Annotated in this window: 10 protein-coding genes; 6 read left to right on the top strand and 4 right to left on the bottom strand. The window is 72.8% G+C overall.

The window, feature by feature from the left end:
- Window positions 1–91: 91 nt before the first annotated feature.
- The 4 genes from ACFXAM_RS32855 to ACFXAM_RS32870 all read right to left on the bottom strand — a co-directional run bounded on the left by ACFXAM_RS32855 (window position 92) and on the right by ACFXAM_RS32870 (window position 6,493).
- A complete protein-coding gene (locus ACFXAM_RS32855; RefSeq protein ID WP_380296821.1) occupies window positions 92–2,839 on the bottom strand; it encodes an AAA family ATPase in 2,748 nt (915 codons plus the stop codon).
- Window positions 2,840–2,915: 76 nt separating this feature from the next.
- Window positions 2,916–4,193 carry a cation:proton antiporter gene (locus ACFXAM_RS32860; RefSeq protein WP_380296823.1) on the bottom strand — a complete coding sequence of 426 codons (1,278 nt, stop codon included), beginning with the start codon at window positions 4,191–4,193 and terminating at the stop codon, window positions 2,916–2,918.
- A 52-nt stretch (window positions 4,194–4,245) separates the two neighbouring features.
- Entirely contained in the window at window positions 4,246–4,836 is a 591-nt protein-coding gene (locus ACFXAM_RS32865; RefSeq protein WP_380296825.1) for a response regulator transcription factor, read from the bottom strand.
- A gap of 1,021 nt (window positions 4,837–5,857) precedes the next feature.
- Window positions 5,858–6,493 carry a TetR/AcrR family transcriptional regulator C-terminal domain-containing protein gene (locus ACFXAM_RS32870; RefSeq protein WP_380296826.1) on the bottom strand — a complete coding sequence of 212 codons (636 nt, stop codon included), beginning with the start codon at window positions 6,491–6,493 and terminating at the stop codon, window positions 5,858–5,860.
- Window positions 6,494–6,613: 120 nt separating this feature from the next.
- On the opposite strand from ACFXAM_RS32870, the gene ACFXAM_RS32875 reads away from it, so the two are divergent.
- The 6 genes from ACFXAM_RS32875 to ACFXAM_RS32900 all read left to right on the top strand — a co-directional run.
- Window positions 6,614–8,074 (top strand): MFS transporter, encoded by a 1,461-nt coding sequence (locus ACFXAM_RS32875; protein WP_380296828.1) that lies wholly within the window; start codon window positions 6,614–6,616, stop codon window positions 8,072–8,074.
- Window positions 8,075–8,209: 135 nt separating this feature from the next.
- Complete coding sequence (locus ACFXAM_RS32880; protein WP_380296830.1) at window positions 8,210–8,977, top strand: class I SAM-dependent methyltransferase; 768 nt, start codon at window positions 8,210–8,212, stop codon at window positions 8,975–8,977.
- Window positions 8,971–10,191 carry a sensor histidine kinase gene (locus ACFXAM_RS32885; RefSeq protein WP_380296832.1) on the top strand — a complete coding sequence of 407 codons (1,221 nt, stop codon included), beginning with the start codon at window positions 8,971–8,973 and terminating at the stop codon, window positions 10,189–10,191. The genes ACFXAM_RS32880 and ACFXAM_RS32885 overlap by 7 nt, the downstream gene beginning before the upstream one ends.
- Window positions 10,188–10,907 carry a response regulator gene (locus ACFXAM_RS32890; RefSeq protein WP_380296834.1) on the top strand — a complete coding sequence of 240 codons (720 nt, stop codon included), beginning with the start codon at window positions 10,188–10,190 and terminating at the stop codon, window positions 10,905–10,907. Before ACFXAM_RS32885 ends, ACFXAM_RS32890 begins: the two co-directional genes overlap by 4 nt.
- A gap of 223 nt (window positions 10,908–11,130) precedes the next feature.
- Complete coding sequence (locus tag ACFXAM_RS32895; protein ID WP_380296836.1) at window positions 11,131–13,329, top strand: MMPL family transporter; 2,199 nt, start codon at window positions 11,131–11,133, stop codon at window positions 13,327–13,329.
- 201 nt (window positions 13,330–13,530) lie between these two features.
- A partial coding sequence (locus ACFXAM_RS32900) for a hypothetical protein (protein ID WP_380296838.1) occupies window positions 13,531–13,784 on the top strand: 254 nt, incomplete at its 3' end.

Below are 13,784 nucleotides of genomic sequence, written 5' to 3' on the forward strand. Positions count from 1 at the left end.
GGGTGTTCGCCTTCGACCTGGCGGGGGGGGGGGGGGGCCCGCCCCCCCCCCGGGGGGCCGCACCGCTCGCGCGCCCGGGGCGCGGCGCCGGTCACGGGACCAGTTCGGCCAGCCGCGAGGGCAGTTGGGTGCGGCGCCGGATGCCGAGCTTGCGGTAGGAGCGGGTGAGGTGCTGCTCGACCGTGCTGACCGTGATGAACAGCTTGCGGGCGATCTGCTCGTTGGTGGAGCCCCCGGCGGCGAGTTCGGCCACCCGCCACTCCGCCGAACTGAGCCGGCGGACCGGCTCGGCGGCGTCCGCGGGGTCCGCCTCCGTCCAGGCCTTCCTGGTCTCCGCCGCCGGTGGCTCCGGCAGGGAGGCCGCGGCGCACTGGGCGGCCAGCGTCCGGGCCATGTGGCTGTGGAAGCGGGCCTGGACCGGATCCTCCAGCGCCTCGTAGGCCTGGCCGAGGTCGGCGAGGGTGTACGCCAGGTTCAGCGAGTCGCCGCAGCGGTCCAGCACGCTCGCCGCCTTCAGCAGGACCGGCGGACGCTCGTCGGCGCGCAGGGTGGCCGCCAGCGCGCGGTAGGCCTGGCCCCGGGTGCGCGGGTGGCCCGAGGGGACCAGCGCCAGCTGTTCCGTCAGCAGTTCCCTGGCCTGCGCCGCCCGGCCCTGGTGGAGGTGGGCCCGGGCGGCGTCGACGCGCCAGGCCACCGTCGACGGGCAGTCGGCCCCCCACAGCCGCATCAGGTGCCCGGCCGCCAGGAAGTCCTGGAGCGCGGCGCCGTGGCGCCCGCGGGCCAGGTGCAGATGGCCCCGGGCGTCGAGGTACACCACCCCGCCGAGGGTCCCGAAGGCGGCGCTGGGCACCGGGAGGTCGAGGTAGGTCTCGGCCTCCCCGAGGTCCCCCATCGCCGTGGCGGTGAGGATGAGGAGCGACAGCGGGATGACGATGGCCGTTCCCCAGCTCTCCCTCGGCATCAGCGCGAAGGCGGCCCTGGCCTGGCGCCTGGCGTTCGCGAGGTCCCCCAGCCGGTAGTGGATCTCCGCGCGTGCCGAGATCAGCAGGGCGTTCCAGACCAGCCCGTACGCCTTCCCGATGGAGGCGAGCAGGGCGTCGCACCAGGCCGAGGCCTTGTCGAGGTGGTCGGAGTAGATCAGGACCAGGAGCGAGGCGAGCGAGGAGGCCGGGCCGGCCGCTCCGGCCAGGGCCTTGCGCAGGACGAGTTCCGCGGCCGGGAGGGCCTCCTCGTCGCCGGCGCCCCGCAGGACCGCGCCCAGGGCGGCGGTGGCCCGCTGGTCGGGGTCGAGGCCGGCGTCCATCGGGGACACGTCCGGGCTCCCCGGGGTGGGCGCGATGCCCGGGTACGCCAGCGGGAGCCAGAGGCGCAGCGGTTCGGCGTACCGGGCGGAGTCCTCGTCGCCCGGCGCGGGGGAGTCGTCGAGGTGCGCCATCACGCGCGTGGCCAGCTCCACCTGCCCGTTCCACAGCAGGCTCCGCACGACGGGCGCGGACTGCCGCACGGAGAGCTCGCCCCGCTCGGCCGCCGCCACCAGGTCGGGCAGGTAGCTCTTCGCCGCCGCGGGGTTGTAGCACCACACGACGTCGACGAGCTTCGCGGCGATGTCGAGCTGCTCGCGCCGGCTCGCGCTCTCCCGGTGGGCCCGCTCCAGGAACCCGACGGCCGTCTCGGGGTCCCCGCCCGCGAGGGTCTGGTCCGCGGCCTCGCACAGGACCTGCCGCGCCCACGGGATCGCCTCGTCGACGCGCATCAGGTGCTCCGCCGTCACGACCGCCGGGGCGCCCTCGTGGTGCAGGAGCCGGGCGGCGCGCGACCGCAGGATCTGGCGCTGCTGTTCGGGGATGCTGCGGAGCACGGCCTCGCGCACGCTCGGCTGGCGCAGCAGGTCGTGGTCCAGCAGCGCGCCGACGCCGGGGGTCGCGACGACCCGGCCGACGGACTCCGGGTCCATGCCGCACAGCCTCGCCACCACGGCGGCCGAGCGGAAGTCGCCCAGCGTGGCCATGGCCTGCGCGATCTCCAGCACGACCGGCTCGGCCCGGTAGAGGCAGGTGAGGACGGCGCGGCCGAAGGCCGGCCCGGCGACCGGCCGGTGCCGGGCGTCCGGCTCGGCCGTCCCCCTCGCGTAGTCCTCGGCCAGGGCCCGGACCAGCAACGGCCGGCCGCCGCTGAGTCGTTGGCACTCGGCGGCGATCCGGCCGGCCGTCCCGGGGTCGAGGCGGTCCTGCAGCACCGTCGTGACGCCGGCCCTGGAGAGCGGCTCGACGTCCAGCCTGGTACAGATCGGCAGCCGCAGGATCTCGGCCTGCACCAGGCGCTGCACCTCGCCCCGGCCCATGTCCGGACAGTAGGTGAGGGCGATCGTCATGGGCGCGTCGCCCATCCGCCGGACGAGCGCGAGCAGGTACTGCAGCGACTCGACGTCCGTGAAGTGCGCGTCGTCGATGCAGACGACCAGGGGCCGGCCGCTGGTCAGGCGCTGGAAGGCGCCGTGCAGCAGACCGAGGACGGACGGGTGGATCTCACCGCGCGCCCGCGTCCCGCCGTCCGCGGCCGAGCGGACCTCGGGCGCCGCGCCGTGCGAGAAGAGGCGCCGGGCCCGCAGGAGTTGATCGATGACCCCGAGCGGCTGGTGGCGCTCGGCCCGGGAGGCGGTGGCCTCCAGGACCTTCGCGCCCGCGTCGGAGGTCCGGCGGGCGAAGGAGGCCAGCAGGGCGGTCTTCCCGCTCGCCAGCGGGCCGCCGAGGGCGACGATCCGGGATCGGCCCCGGGAGGACTCGTTGTAGACCTGGGACAGTGTCAGCTCTTCCTGATCCCGTTCGACCAGCTTGTCCATCACTTCTCACCATTTCGCAACACAGTGAAGGGGGTGAACCTGCACCCGACGAATGCGCCGGAGCGCGTGTGCGATGTCAGGAGTGGTCCCCTACTTCGGCGACCGGGACCGGGGTGGCGGCCTTGGGCACCGGGCGGACGGCGGTCCTGCGCTCGATCGCGGTGATGAGCGGCCCGGTCATGCCGGTCGTGATCAGGGCCATCAGGACGAGGACGGTGAACAATCGCTCGTCGATGATGCCCGCGCTGAGGCCCACGTTCAGCGCGATGAGTTCGGTCAGCCCGCGGGTGTTCAGCAGCGCGCCGATCATGGCCGAGCGCCGGGTGTCGAGACCGCCGAGCCGCGCCATCGCGTAGCCCGCGGCGGCCTTCCCGCCGACGCCGCAGACGAGCATCACCACGAGCAGGAGCACGTCGGAGCCCTTCAGCGCCCCGAGGTTGGTGGTCAGGCCGGTGACGACGAAGAACAGCGGCAGCAGCAGCCCGCCGGACTGCTCCGTCGAGCGCAGCACGTCCGCGTCCGCCGTGCCGTCCGGCTTGGGCATGACCAGGCCGGCGACGAAGGCACCGAAGATCGCGTGCAGGCCGATGCTGGCGGTGGCCCAGGCACCCGCCGCGGCGAGCACCAGGGCGACGGTGACCTGGCTCGCCATCACGGCGTTGGTGCGGCGGAACCACCAGCCGAGCGCGGGGCGCACCACGAGGACCATCACGGCCACGAACACCGCGAGCAGCAGCGCCGTCTCCGGCCAGGAGCGGTCCCCGGCGCCCTTGGTGCCGATCAGGGCGGCGGCGAGCACCAGCCAGGCGGTCACGTCCATGAACCCGGCGGACGCGGTGGCGATGTTGCCCACCGAGGTCCCGGCGAGACCGCGTTCGCGCACGATCGTGGCGAGCACCGGGAGCGCGGTGATCGACGTCGCGACGCCGAGGAAGAGGATGAAGGACCGGCCGTCGGTGTGCTGGCCGTCGAAGGCGCCGGTGTGCTGCACCCCCAGGGCGATGGCGCAGCCGAGGGCCAGGGGAATGAGCATCGCCCCGACCGAGATCAGGGTCACCGGTCTGCGATGGTTCCTGACGGACTTGAGGTCGATCTCGTAGCCCACGCCGAACATGAAGATCACCACGGCGATCTGGGCGATGACGGCGATGAAGGGCATCGCCTGTTTGGTGAAGAGGTGGGAGGTCAGATCACCCGGGAGCCTGCCGAGCAGGCTCGGTCCGAGGATGATGCCGGCGGCGATCTGGCCGACCACGGTCGGCTGTCCGATCCGGCGCGCGAGGGCGCCGAGCACGCTCGACGCTCCGAGTACCAGGGCGATGTCCCCGACGACGGTGGCCGTCACTGCATCCATGCTCATGTGTACTACGCCCCCAAATGGTCGATGAATTCGGTGAGTCCGGCTGTCAGAGCCAGCGTGCGTCCCGGGCGATCCGCAGCGCGTCGATGCGGTTGCGCGCACCGAGCTTCGCCACCATGGATGAGAGGTAGTTGCGCACGGTCCCCTCGGAAAGGTGCAGTCGTGCGGCGATCTCGACGGTCGTGTCCCCGTGGGAGAGGCGTTCCAGAACCGCGAGTTGACGTGAGGTCAGGGGGCAGCCGGCGTTGGCCAGGGCGGCGACCGTCAGGTCGGTGTCGAAGACGCGTTCGCCCTGGTGGATCCGGTGCAGGGCCTCGAAGAACCGGCTCGGCGGGACGCTGCGGTGCAGCATGCCGGCCACGGCGCCGGAGTAGGTCTGGCGGACGATCGACCGGGTGTAGCGCTCGGCCAGGACGAGGCTGCGGCACTCCGGAATGCCGGCGATCTTCTCGGCGACGGTGATCGCGCTGCTGTCCGCGCCGTCGAAGCCGATGACGGCCACATCCGGCCGGTGGATTTCGGCGAATTCCAGCGCATCGGAATCGCCGCCGACGGCGCCCACCACGTGGATGTCGTCGTTCTTCTCGATCAGCGCGGCGAGCGCGCTGCGGGAAAGCAGCAGATCATCGGCGACCATCACTCGGATACTCATCGGTTCCCTCGCGAATGACCGGTGTCACACAGGTGGCCGGAAACAGGATGGCTCGAATGCCGCTGTGGTGCCGCGCGCCGGGGCGGGGGCTGTGCCACCGCGCCGGCCGGTGCCGGACGGCGCCCGGGGTGCTGCTCCCCGGCACCGTCGAGGCGGCCGGAAGCGGGCGTCGATGACGCCGCGACGCAGGCCGGCTCGTACTCGTAACGCATGTGAACGCTCTGGACCAATGGCTCGACCCCAGACCGCAATGTGCTCAACTCCCCCGTTTGGAGCCGCGCATGACGACCGTAAGACTGTTCTGATGTTCGAATTCGAAGCTCTCCCCGGCCCGCCCCGACGAGCGGCTGCCCGGCGGGAGAGGGCATGGCGGCGCACCCGGCCTCCGGCCGGGAGGTGTTCTCGCCGCTAGCTCCTGGACCCGGCTCCGGCGTGTCCGGGCGCGATGACGACCGGCACCGAAACCCCCGTTCCGTGGTCGCCGACCTGCATGACACTCACCCCCCTACGCCTGCGAAGTCGGGTCAATTTCCTCGTCCGTACCGGAATCGTTGCAGATCAAGCCCGTGCGCCGGGCCGACCGGCCACTGGACGGGCCGTCTGATCGCGAGTGCACCCGTCACTGCAAGCGGTCGAGCCCAAAATCGAACATAAGATAGCCAGGCTTGATAATGAAGGTCAAGGATGAATGCAAATGGCTCAGGGCCCCAACCGTGGATGTGATCTCCGTGGCTTCCGGGTGGCCCGGGGGCAGCGGCGTCCGGCCGCCCGTCTGACCAGCGCCGTTGCCGGGCGGGGGTGCGGGCGGGGCGCGGCCGGGGTGGCGCGGGCGCCCGCGGTCGCGGGCGGGTCCGCCGGCGCGGCGGGTCATCTGCGTTGTTGACTGATTGTCAATTTGAGTGCGGAAATGTCGCATTGGATCATTTCGCACCGCCGGAGCGGCGCCGCCGCCGGCCCCGGGTGGACGCCGCCGCCGGCCTCGGGCGGACGGCGGCGCCGGACGGCTTCACGCCGGCTGCGGCGGCCGGGTCGTCCGCAGCTGGCGCAGGCCCTCCAGGAAGAGGTCCAGCCCGAAGGCGAACCGCTCCGCCGGGTCCGTTCCCGCCAGCGCGTCCAGGGCCGCCGCGTACTGCGGCGACACCTGGACGTCGAGCCGCTCGGTGCGGACCCGCCAGTCGTGCTCGGGCGGCAGCCTCAACTGGGCCTGTTCCTCGATGGCGTGGCCGAGCACGTAGTAGAACAGGGCGAAGCCGGCCCAGCCGGCCTGGGCGGGGGGCAGCCCGGCCCGGCAGAGGACCTGGACGGCCACGTCCGAGCCGATGATGGTGTTGGCCCCCGGCGCGAAGGTGCCGGCCACCACCCGGGCACCGTCGCGCCGCCCGAGCAGGGCCCCGCGCAGGCGGCCGCCGAGGATGCGGAGCTGGTCGAGCCAGGGGACGTCGGGCAGCGGGTCCCCGATGCCCTCGACGATCCGGTCGGCCACCGCGTCGAGCAGGGCCTCCTTGTTCGGGAAGTGCCGGTAGAGCGCGCCGCCCTGGACGTTGAGCGCCGCACCGAGCTTGCGCATGGTGAGCTGGTCCAGTCCCTCGGCGTCGAGGAAGCGCAGCGCCTCGTCGACAACGTCGGTTTTGCGCAGGCGCATTGACTCTCCTTCAGATCGATTGACACCCCCTGGGCCCGAGGTTATCTTGAGCACCGTTCAGAGTGAACACTGTTCACTAGTGAACACTGTTCACCCTTGGGTCGCTACTGAGGAGACGTCATGTCCGAGGCCCGAGTCGCGGCCGCACCCCCTGCTCTCAGGCCGAACGTGCCGCTCGGCGTGGTCGTGGCGATGTCCTGCCTCGCCCTGTTCATGGTCGTGCTCGACGCCACCATCGTCACCGTGGCCCTGCCGGACATGCGCACCGGGCTGAGCCTGTCCACCGGCCAGCAGCAGTGGGTGGTCAGCGGCTACCTCGTCACCCTGGGCGGCTTCCTGCTCCTGGCGGCGCGGGCCGGCGACCTCTACGGACACAAGCGGGTCTTCCTGTTCGGGGCGTTCCTCTTCACCCTCGCCAGCCTGGTCGGCGGACTGGCGCCCGGCGGAGCGGTCCTGATCGGCTCCCGGATCGCCCAGGGCGCCGGCGCCGCCGCGCTGGCCCCGACCAGCCTGAGCCTGATCACCGCCACCCACACCGACGCCAAGGAGCGCGAGCGCGCGCTGTCGCTGTGGAGCATGATGAGCGGGGTCGCCGGCCTGATCGGCGTGGTCCTCGGCGGCGTGCTCACCGCCGAACTGAGCTGGCGCTGGGTGTTCTTCGTCAACGTCCCGGTCGGCATCGTGCTCCTGGCCGTCGGGGCCCGCCTGGTGCTCCCGCCCGCCCTGGCCGCGGAGAGCCGGCTCGACCTGGTCGGGGCCCTCTGCGTCACCCTCGGCATCGGGGCGCTCACCTACGGGCTCTCCGAGGCCTCCACCGAGAGCTGGGGTTCGCCGAGCGTCGTGCTGCCCCTGATCGCGGCCGTCGTCATGCTCGCCGCCTTCCTGGTCGCCGAGGCCCGCAGCCCCCACCCGCTCATCCCGCTGGACCTCGTCCGGCCGCGGAACCTGCGGATCGCCAACCTGCTGATGTTCTGCCTGGGCGTGACGCTGACCGCCCTGCTGTTCTTCCTCTCGCTCTACTGCCAGCAGGTGCTCGGCTACAGCGCGCTGCGCACCGGCATGGCGATGCTGCCCATCACCCTCATCTTCATCGTGGGCGGCCTCACCTCCCGCAAGCTCATCTCGGTGGTCGGCCCCCGGCCCCTGCTGGTGGCCGGCGGTCTCATCGCCACCGCGGGCATCGTCTGGCTCTCCACCATCTCCACCGACTCGACCTACCTGACCCACATCCTCGGCCCCAACCTGGTCGGCGGGTTCGGCATCAGCCTGATGCTCCTCGCCGTCACCATCAGCGGCACCGTCGGCGTCGAGCCCAGGAACGCCGGCGCCGCCTCCGGGCTGCTCAACACCTCCCGCCAGATCGGCGGAGCCGTCGGCCTCGCCGTGCTGGTGAACATCGCCTCCACGGTGACCACCCACGCGGCCGACCGCGGCCGCCTGGACGCGCTGGTCCAGGGCTACCGCGCCGCGTTCCTGGTGAACGGCGGCCTGATGCTCGTCGCCGGACTCGCCGCGCTGGCGCTGTCCTCGGCGGGCACGTCCGCCGCCGAGAAGGGCCACGAAGCGCCCGGCGGGCACTAGGGCTCGGGGTGGCGCGGCACGGACACGACGGAAGGGCTCGGCGGCATGTCGCACGGACCGGCGCCGACGGCGCGCCCCGTGTTGCGGGAACATTTCTCCAAGACAACGCGAAGCCGCACTTGTGAGGCTGCGGAGGTGTCCCAGAACCTCATCGGCGCCCTGCCGTCGCGGCTCCGCCCGCCCCGGTACGGTGTCGACGCGCCGGCCTTCCTGGCCGCCACCACCGTCACCGGGGCGGCGTGCGTGCTGGCCGCCGCCCGCCGGCGGCGCGGCCGGGGCCCGGCGGCGGCCGCCGGAGCGGCCCTGCTGGCCTCCGCCGGCGTCTACCTGCACACCACGCTCCGCGGCAAGCTGCGGGTCTGGGAGCGGGAACTGGACCGGATCGGCCTGAAGGGCGACGAACGGCTGCTGGACCTGGGGTGCGGCCGCGGCGCGGTCCTGGTGGCGGCCGCCCGGCGGCTGCCGGCCGGGCACGCCGACGGCGCGGACCTCTGGTCCCGCGAGGACCAGAGCGGCAACGACAGCGCCGTCACGCTCGCCAACGCCGCCGCGGCCGGAGTCGCCGGCCGGGTCGCGGTGCACACCGCCGACATCACCGCGCTGCCGTTCGCCGACGACTCCTTCGACGTCGTGACGAGCGCGCTGGTCATCCACAACATCCCCACCCGCGAGGAACGCGAACGCGCGCTGGACGAGGCGATGCGGGTGCTGCGCCCCGGCGGGCAGCTGCTCGTCGCGGACTTCTGGTGGGCCGCCGCCCAGTACGCGAAGCACCTCGGCGCGGGCACGCCGCGTCCGCTCGGGGCCGAGTACTGGTACGGCGGCCCGTGGCTCGGCGTCGTGCTGCTGCACGTGGTCAAGGAACCCCGGTCGATGGAGTCGATGGAGGAGCGCTCGTGCTGACCGCCGCCATGATCCCCTGGAACAGGCTGATGGCGAAGCAGCAGCTGCTGTTGCTGCTCTCGTCGATCGGGTCGATGGTGCTGTTCACCGTGGCCACCGTGCCCGTCGCCGTGCACACCGGCACCCACTGGCCGCTGAGCTGGCCGGTGACCGCCCTGGTCTACGCGTCCCTGACGGTGCGCCGGCACTTCCCGTTGGGCACGGTGGCGGTCTCCGTCATCGGCTCGGTGGTCCTGATGGCCGACGGGATGGTCTACCCGCTGACCCTGCTCGCGCTCTTCTGCGCGCTGTACTGGGTCGCGCTGGACTCCTCCCCGGTGCGCACGCTCATGGTCGGCGTCCCCGTCAAGGCCACCCTGCTCGTCGCCTCGCTCATCACCCACCCCGGCATCACCGGCGTGATCATCGTGATGTGGGCGGCGCTCGCCGTCACCACCGGCAGCGCCGCACGCAGCCACCGCGCCTACGTGGCCGAGGCCGAGGAGCGCGCCAAGCGCGCCGAGCGGGCCCGGGAGGAGGAGGCGAACCGCCGGGTGGCCGAGGAGCGGCTGCGGATCGCCCGGGAGCTGCACGACGCGGTGGGCCACCACGTCGCGCTGATCAACGTCCAGGCCGGCGCGCTGGGTTACCTGCTGGAGGACGAGGACCGGACCCAGGCCCTGGAGTCGGTCGCCCACATCCAGCAGGCCAGCGCGGAGGCCCTGGAGGAGCTGCGGCTGACGGTCGGGCTGCTGCGCCAGCCCGGGTCGACCGAGTCCGCCGAGCCGACCGAGCCGGTGCCGGGCCTCGACCGGCTCGGCGACCTGATCTGCTCGTTCGCCGGCGCGGGCCTCCAGGTCACCCGCGAGGTGACCGGCCAGGCCAGGCCGCTGCCCGAGGCGGTGGAGCTGACCGCCTACCGGGTCATCCAGGAGTCGCTGACCAACATCCGCAAGCACGCGGGCTGCGTCCCCGCGACCGTGCGGCTGGGGTACGGGCCCGGGGCGCTCAGGCTGGCCGTCGAGGACGACGGCGAGCCGGTCGCCTGGGGGAGCCGGCGCCCGGCGGCGCCCGCCACGGTCGGGGTCGGCGCGGTCGGCGGGCACGGCATCGTCGGCATGCGGGAGCGGGTGACCGCGGTGGGCGGCCGGCTCGCGGTGGGCCCGCGGCCCGAGGGCGGCTACCGGGTGTTCGCCGAGCTCCCGCTGCGCGCGGCCGGAATCGAGGGCGTGTGAACGGGACCGTCTCCGCCCCGCCGGCCTCCGCCGTCTCGGCGCCGACCCGCGTGGTCATCGCCGACGACCAGGCCCTCGTCCGGGCCGGCCTGCGGCTGGTGATCGACCGCGCACCGGGGCTGACCGTGGTGGGCGAGGCCGCCACCGGCCACGACGCGGTCCGGGCCGCCCAGGCGGAACGCCCCGACGTCGTGCTGATGGACATCCGGATGCCGGAGCTCGACGGGCTGGCCGCGACCCGGCGGATGGCCGCCGACGACAGCCTCGCCGGTGTGCGGGTGCTGATCCTGACGACCTTCGAGGTCGACGACTACCTCTTCGAGGCGCTGCGGGCGGGGGCCAGCGGCTTCCTCGGCAAGGGCGCGCGCCCCGAGGTCCTGATCGAGGCGATCCGCACCGTGGCCCGCGGCGACGCGCTGCTCTCGCCGTCCGCGACCCGGGGCCTGATCACCAGGTTCCTCACGCTGCACGACAGCGAGCCGGTCCGCCCCTCCCCGCTGGTCTCCACGCTCACCGAGCGCGAGCGCCAGGTCGTCGCGCTGGTCGCCGAGGGCATGTCCAACGCGGAGATCGCCGGCCAGCTCATGCTCAGCCCCCTGACCGTCAAGACCCACGCCAACCACGCCATGACCAAGCTCGGCGCCCGCGACCGGGCGCAACTCGTCGTTCTCGCCTACCAGACGGGGCTGGTGGACGCACCGCGTCCCCGGCCCTGACCCCCGTCGTCCCGCCCCGTTGCCGCGGTGTCCCCGCGACAGCGGGGTGACGGCTGCCCGCTCCCTCGCCCCTCCCGATCCCGCCTACTGCGAACGCAGTAGGCGAAGCCGTGCGCCGCGCCGGATGGCGCGGTCACGCCCCGGGCAACCGCTGCGGCCGGCCGGAGACGGCGGCGGCGCGGAACCGGACGATAGGGCACTGAATTGAAGGGAACGGAGAATCATGTCAACCCTTGCACGCTGGTGTTATCACCACCGGTTCGTCGTGATCATCGCCTGGGTGGGGCTCCTGATCGGGCTGGCGCTGATGTCGGGGGCCGTGAAGACGGCGTACGACAACTCGCTCAGTCTGCCGGGAACCGGATCGGGCAAGGCCCAGGAACTGCTGCAGCGGGCGGCGCCGTCCCAGGCCGGTGACTCCGACCAGATCGTGTGGCAGGTGAAGGAGGGCGCCGTCACCGACCCGGCCATCGAGCAGCGGATGTCGGCGATGCTCAACGACGTCTCGCACATGCCCGCGGTGGCCTCGGTCGTCAGCCCCTACGCCGAGGGCGGCCAGATCCAGGTCAGCCAGGACAAGCGCACCGCCTACGCCACGGTCAACTTCGACGAGGCCGCCGACAACCTGGACAAGGCGGACATCAAGCGGGTGATCGACGCCGCGACGGCGGCGCAGCAGCCCGGCCTCGCGGTCGAGCTCGGCGGCAAGGGCATCACGGCGGCGGAGGAGACCCCGGCGTCGGACGCCTCGGCGATCGGCATCATCGCGGCGGCCGTCATCCTCCTGATCGCCTTCGGATCGCTGCTGGCGATGGCCCTGCCGATCGTGACCGCGGTGGCGGGCGTGGGCAGCGGCATGATGCTGATGGCCCCGCTCAGCCACATGATGTCCGTGAACGGCATCGCCCCGATCCTCGGTGCGCTGATCGGCCTCGGCGTCGGCGTCGACTACGCGCTGTTCATCGTGACCCGGCACCGCCGCGGCCTCGGCTCCGGACTGGACCCGGAGGAGTCGACCGTCCAGGCCATCAACACCTCCGGACGCGCCGTGCTGTTCGCCGGCGGCACGGTCTGCATCGCCCTGCTCGGCCTGCTCAGCGTCAACCTGGAGTTCATCAACGGCCTGGCCGTCCCGGCCGCGATGACCGTGGTCTGCACCGTGGTCGCCGCCGTCACGCTGCTCCCCGCCCTGCTCGGCGTCTTCGGCATGCGCGTGCTGAGCCGCAAGCAGCGCCGCGCGATGCAGGCCGGTACGGCGGTCCAGACGGAGAGCGACAACGGCCTGTGGGCGCGCTGGTCGCGCATCGTGCCGCGCTTCCCGGCGGTGCTGACCGTCCTGGGCCTCGCGGTGATGATCGTGGTGTCGGCCCCCGTGTTCAGCCTGCGGCTCGGCTTCGCCGACGCCTCCAACGACGCGACCTCGACCCACACGTACAAGTCCTACCAGATGCTCGCCAAGGGCTTCGGCCCCGGCTTCAACGGCCCGCTGGTCCTGGTCTCCGAGGCGAAGAACCCGACCGACCTCGCCGCGGTGGAGAAGCTCGACCAGGCGCTGGCCGCCGTGCCCGGCGTGGCCGCCGTGGAGAGCGCGCCCCCGCAGACCGCGGAGGGCAGCACCTCGTCGATCGTGATCACCCAGGTCATCCCGACCACGGCCCCGCAGGACGAGGCCACCTCCGACCTGATCAACCACCTGCGCGACACGGTCGTCCCGCAGTACACCCAGGGCACCTCCCTCCAGGTGTACGTCGGCGGGCTGACGGCCACCTTCATCGACTTCGCGACGGTGACCAGTGAGAAGCTGCCCTGGCTGCTGATCACCATCGTGGGCTTCAGCTTCCTGCTGCTCGTCCTCGCCTTCCGCAGCCTGCTCATCCCGGCGGTCACCGCCGTGCTCAACCTGCTGTCGGCGGCGGCCTCGTTCGGTGTCCTCACCGCCTTCTTCCAGTGGGGCTGGGGCACCGACCTGTTCGGCCTCGGCGCACCCAGCCCGATCGAGGGCTACCTGCCGGAGCTGGTGCTCGCCGTCCTGTTCGGCCTCTCCATGGACTACCAGGTCTTCCTGGTCAGCAGGATGGCCGAGGAGTGGGCGATCTCCCGCGACAACGCCCGGTCGGTGCTGGCCGGCGTGACCCACACCGCACGGGTGATCACCGCCGCGGCGCTGATCATGATCGCGGTGTTCACCGCCTTCATCTTCACCGGCCAGCGCGGCATCGCCGAGTTCGGTGTCGGCCTCGCGGCCGCCGTGGCACTGGACGCCTTCGTGCTGCGGACGGTGCTCGTGCCGGCGGTGATGTACATGTGTGGCAAGGCCAACTGGTGGCTGCCGGAGTGGCTGGACCGCCGCCTCCCGCATCTGGCCATCGAGCCGTCCGTCGAGGAGCCGCCGGCCCGCGTTCCCGGTCCCGCCCTCGTCTGACGGGGCACCCGCACGGCGCCGGGGGTGCCCGGCGCACATCCGTCCGATCGGCGACCGGGTGCCGGGGTCGACCCCCGGTCACCCGTCGCCGTCGGCCACCCTCCTCCCGCGTGCTCGTGAACTCCGGCGGTGCCGGAGAGACGGGGTGGCCGGTCTCTTTCGTTGTCCCGGAGGTTGCTGATGCCGTCGACGGTGGGGCTCGTGGAGGACCTGGAGGAATGGGCGTGGCGCGAGGTCGAACGACTTCGCTGTGAGACGGCCCAGTTGGCCATCGCCCTCGGGGAGGTGGAGAAGGAGCTGTCACGGCTGGCCGGTGCCCGGGAGACGATGCGGCGGGCGCTGCGGGCGCTGCGCCCGGACCTCGCGGAATGCGCCGGCCCGGCGGCTCCCGCCGGGGCCGGCCGGTCCGGCGGCGCCGCCCCCGCGGACCCAGGCTCTTATAAACAAAAGACGCT

Source organism: Kitasatospora sp. NPDC059462 (assembly GCF_042749955.1).
In the GTDB taxonomy this organism is placed as follows: Bacteria; Actinomycetota; Actinomycetes; order Streptomycetales; family Streptomycetaceae; genus Kitasatospora.

Bases quoted from the DNA above. Each gene is read 5' to 3' on its own strand.
- ACFXAM_RS32855 (WP_380296821.1), bottom strand. From the start codon at position 2,839: ATGGACAAGCTGGTCGAACGGGATCAGGAAGAGCTGACACTGTCCCAG.
- ACFXAM_RS32860 (WP_380296823.1), bottom strand. From the start codon at position 4,193: ATGGATGCAGTGACGGCCACCGTCGTCGGGGACATCGCCCTGGTACTC.
- ACFXAM_RS32865 (WP_380296825.1), bottom strand. From the start codon at position 4,836: ATGGTCGCCGATGATCTGCTGCTTTCCCGCAGCGCGCTCGCCGCGCTG.
- ACFXAM_RS32870 (WP_380296826.1), bottom strand. From the start codon at position 6,493: ATGCGCCTGCGCAAAACCGACGTTGTCGACGAGGCGCTGCGCTTCCTC.
- ACFXAM_RS32875 (WP_380296828.1), top strand. From the start codon at position 6,614: ATGTCCGAGGCCCGAGTCGCGGCCGCACCCCCTGCTCTCAGGCCGAAC.
- ACFXAM_RS32895 (WP_380296836.1), top strand. From the start codon at position 11,131: ATGTCAACCCTTGCACGCTGGTGTTATCACCACCGGTTCGTCGTGATC.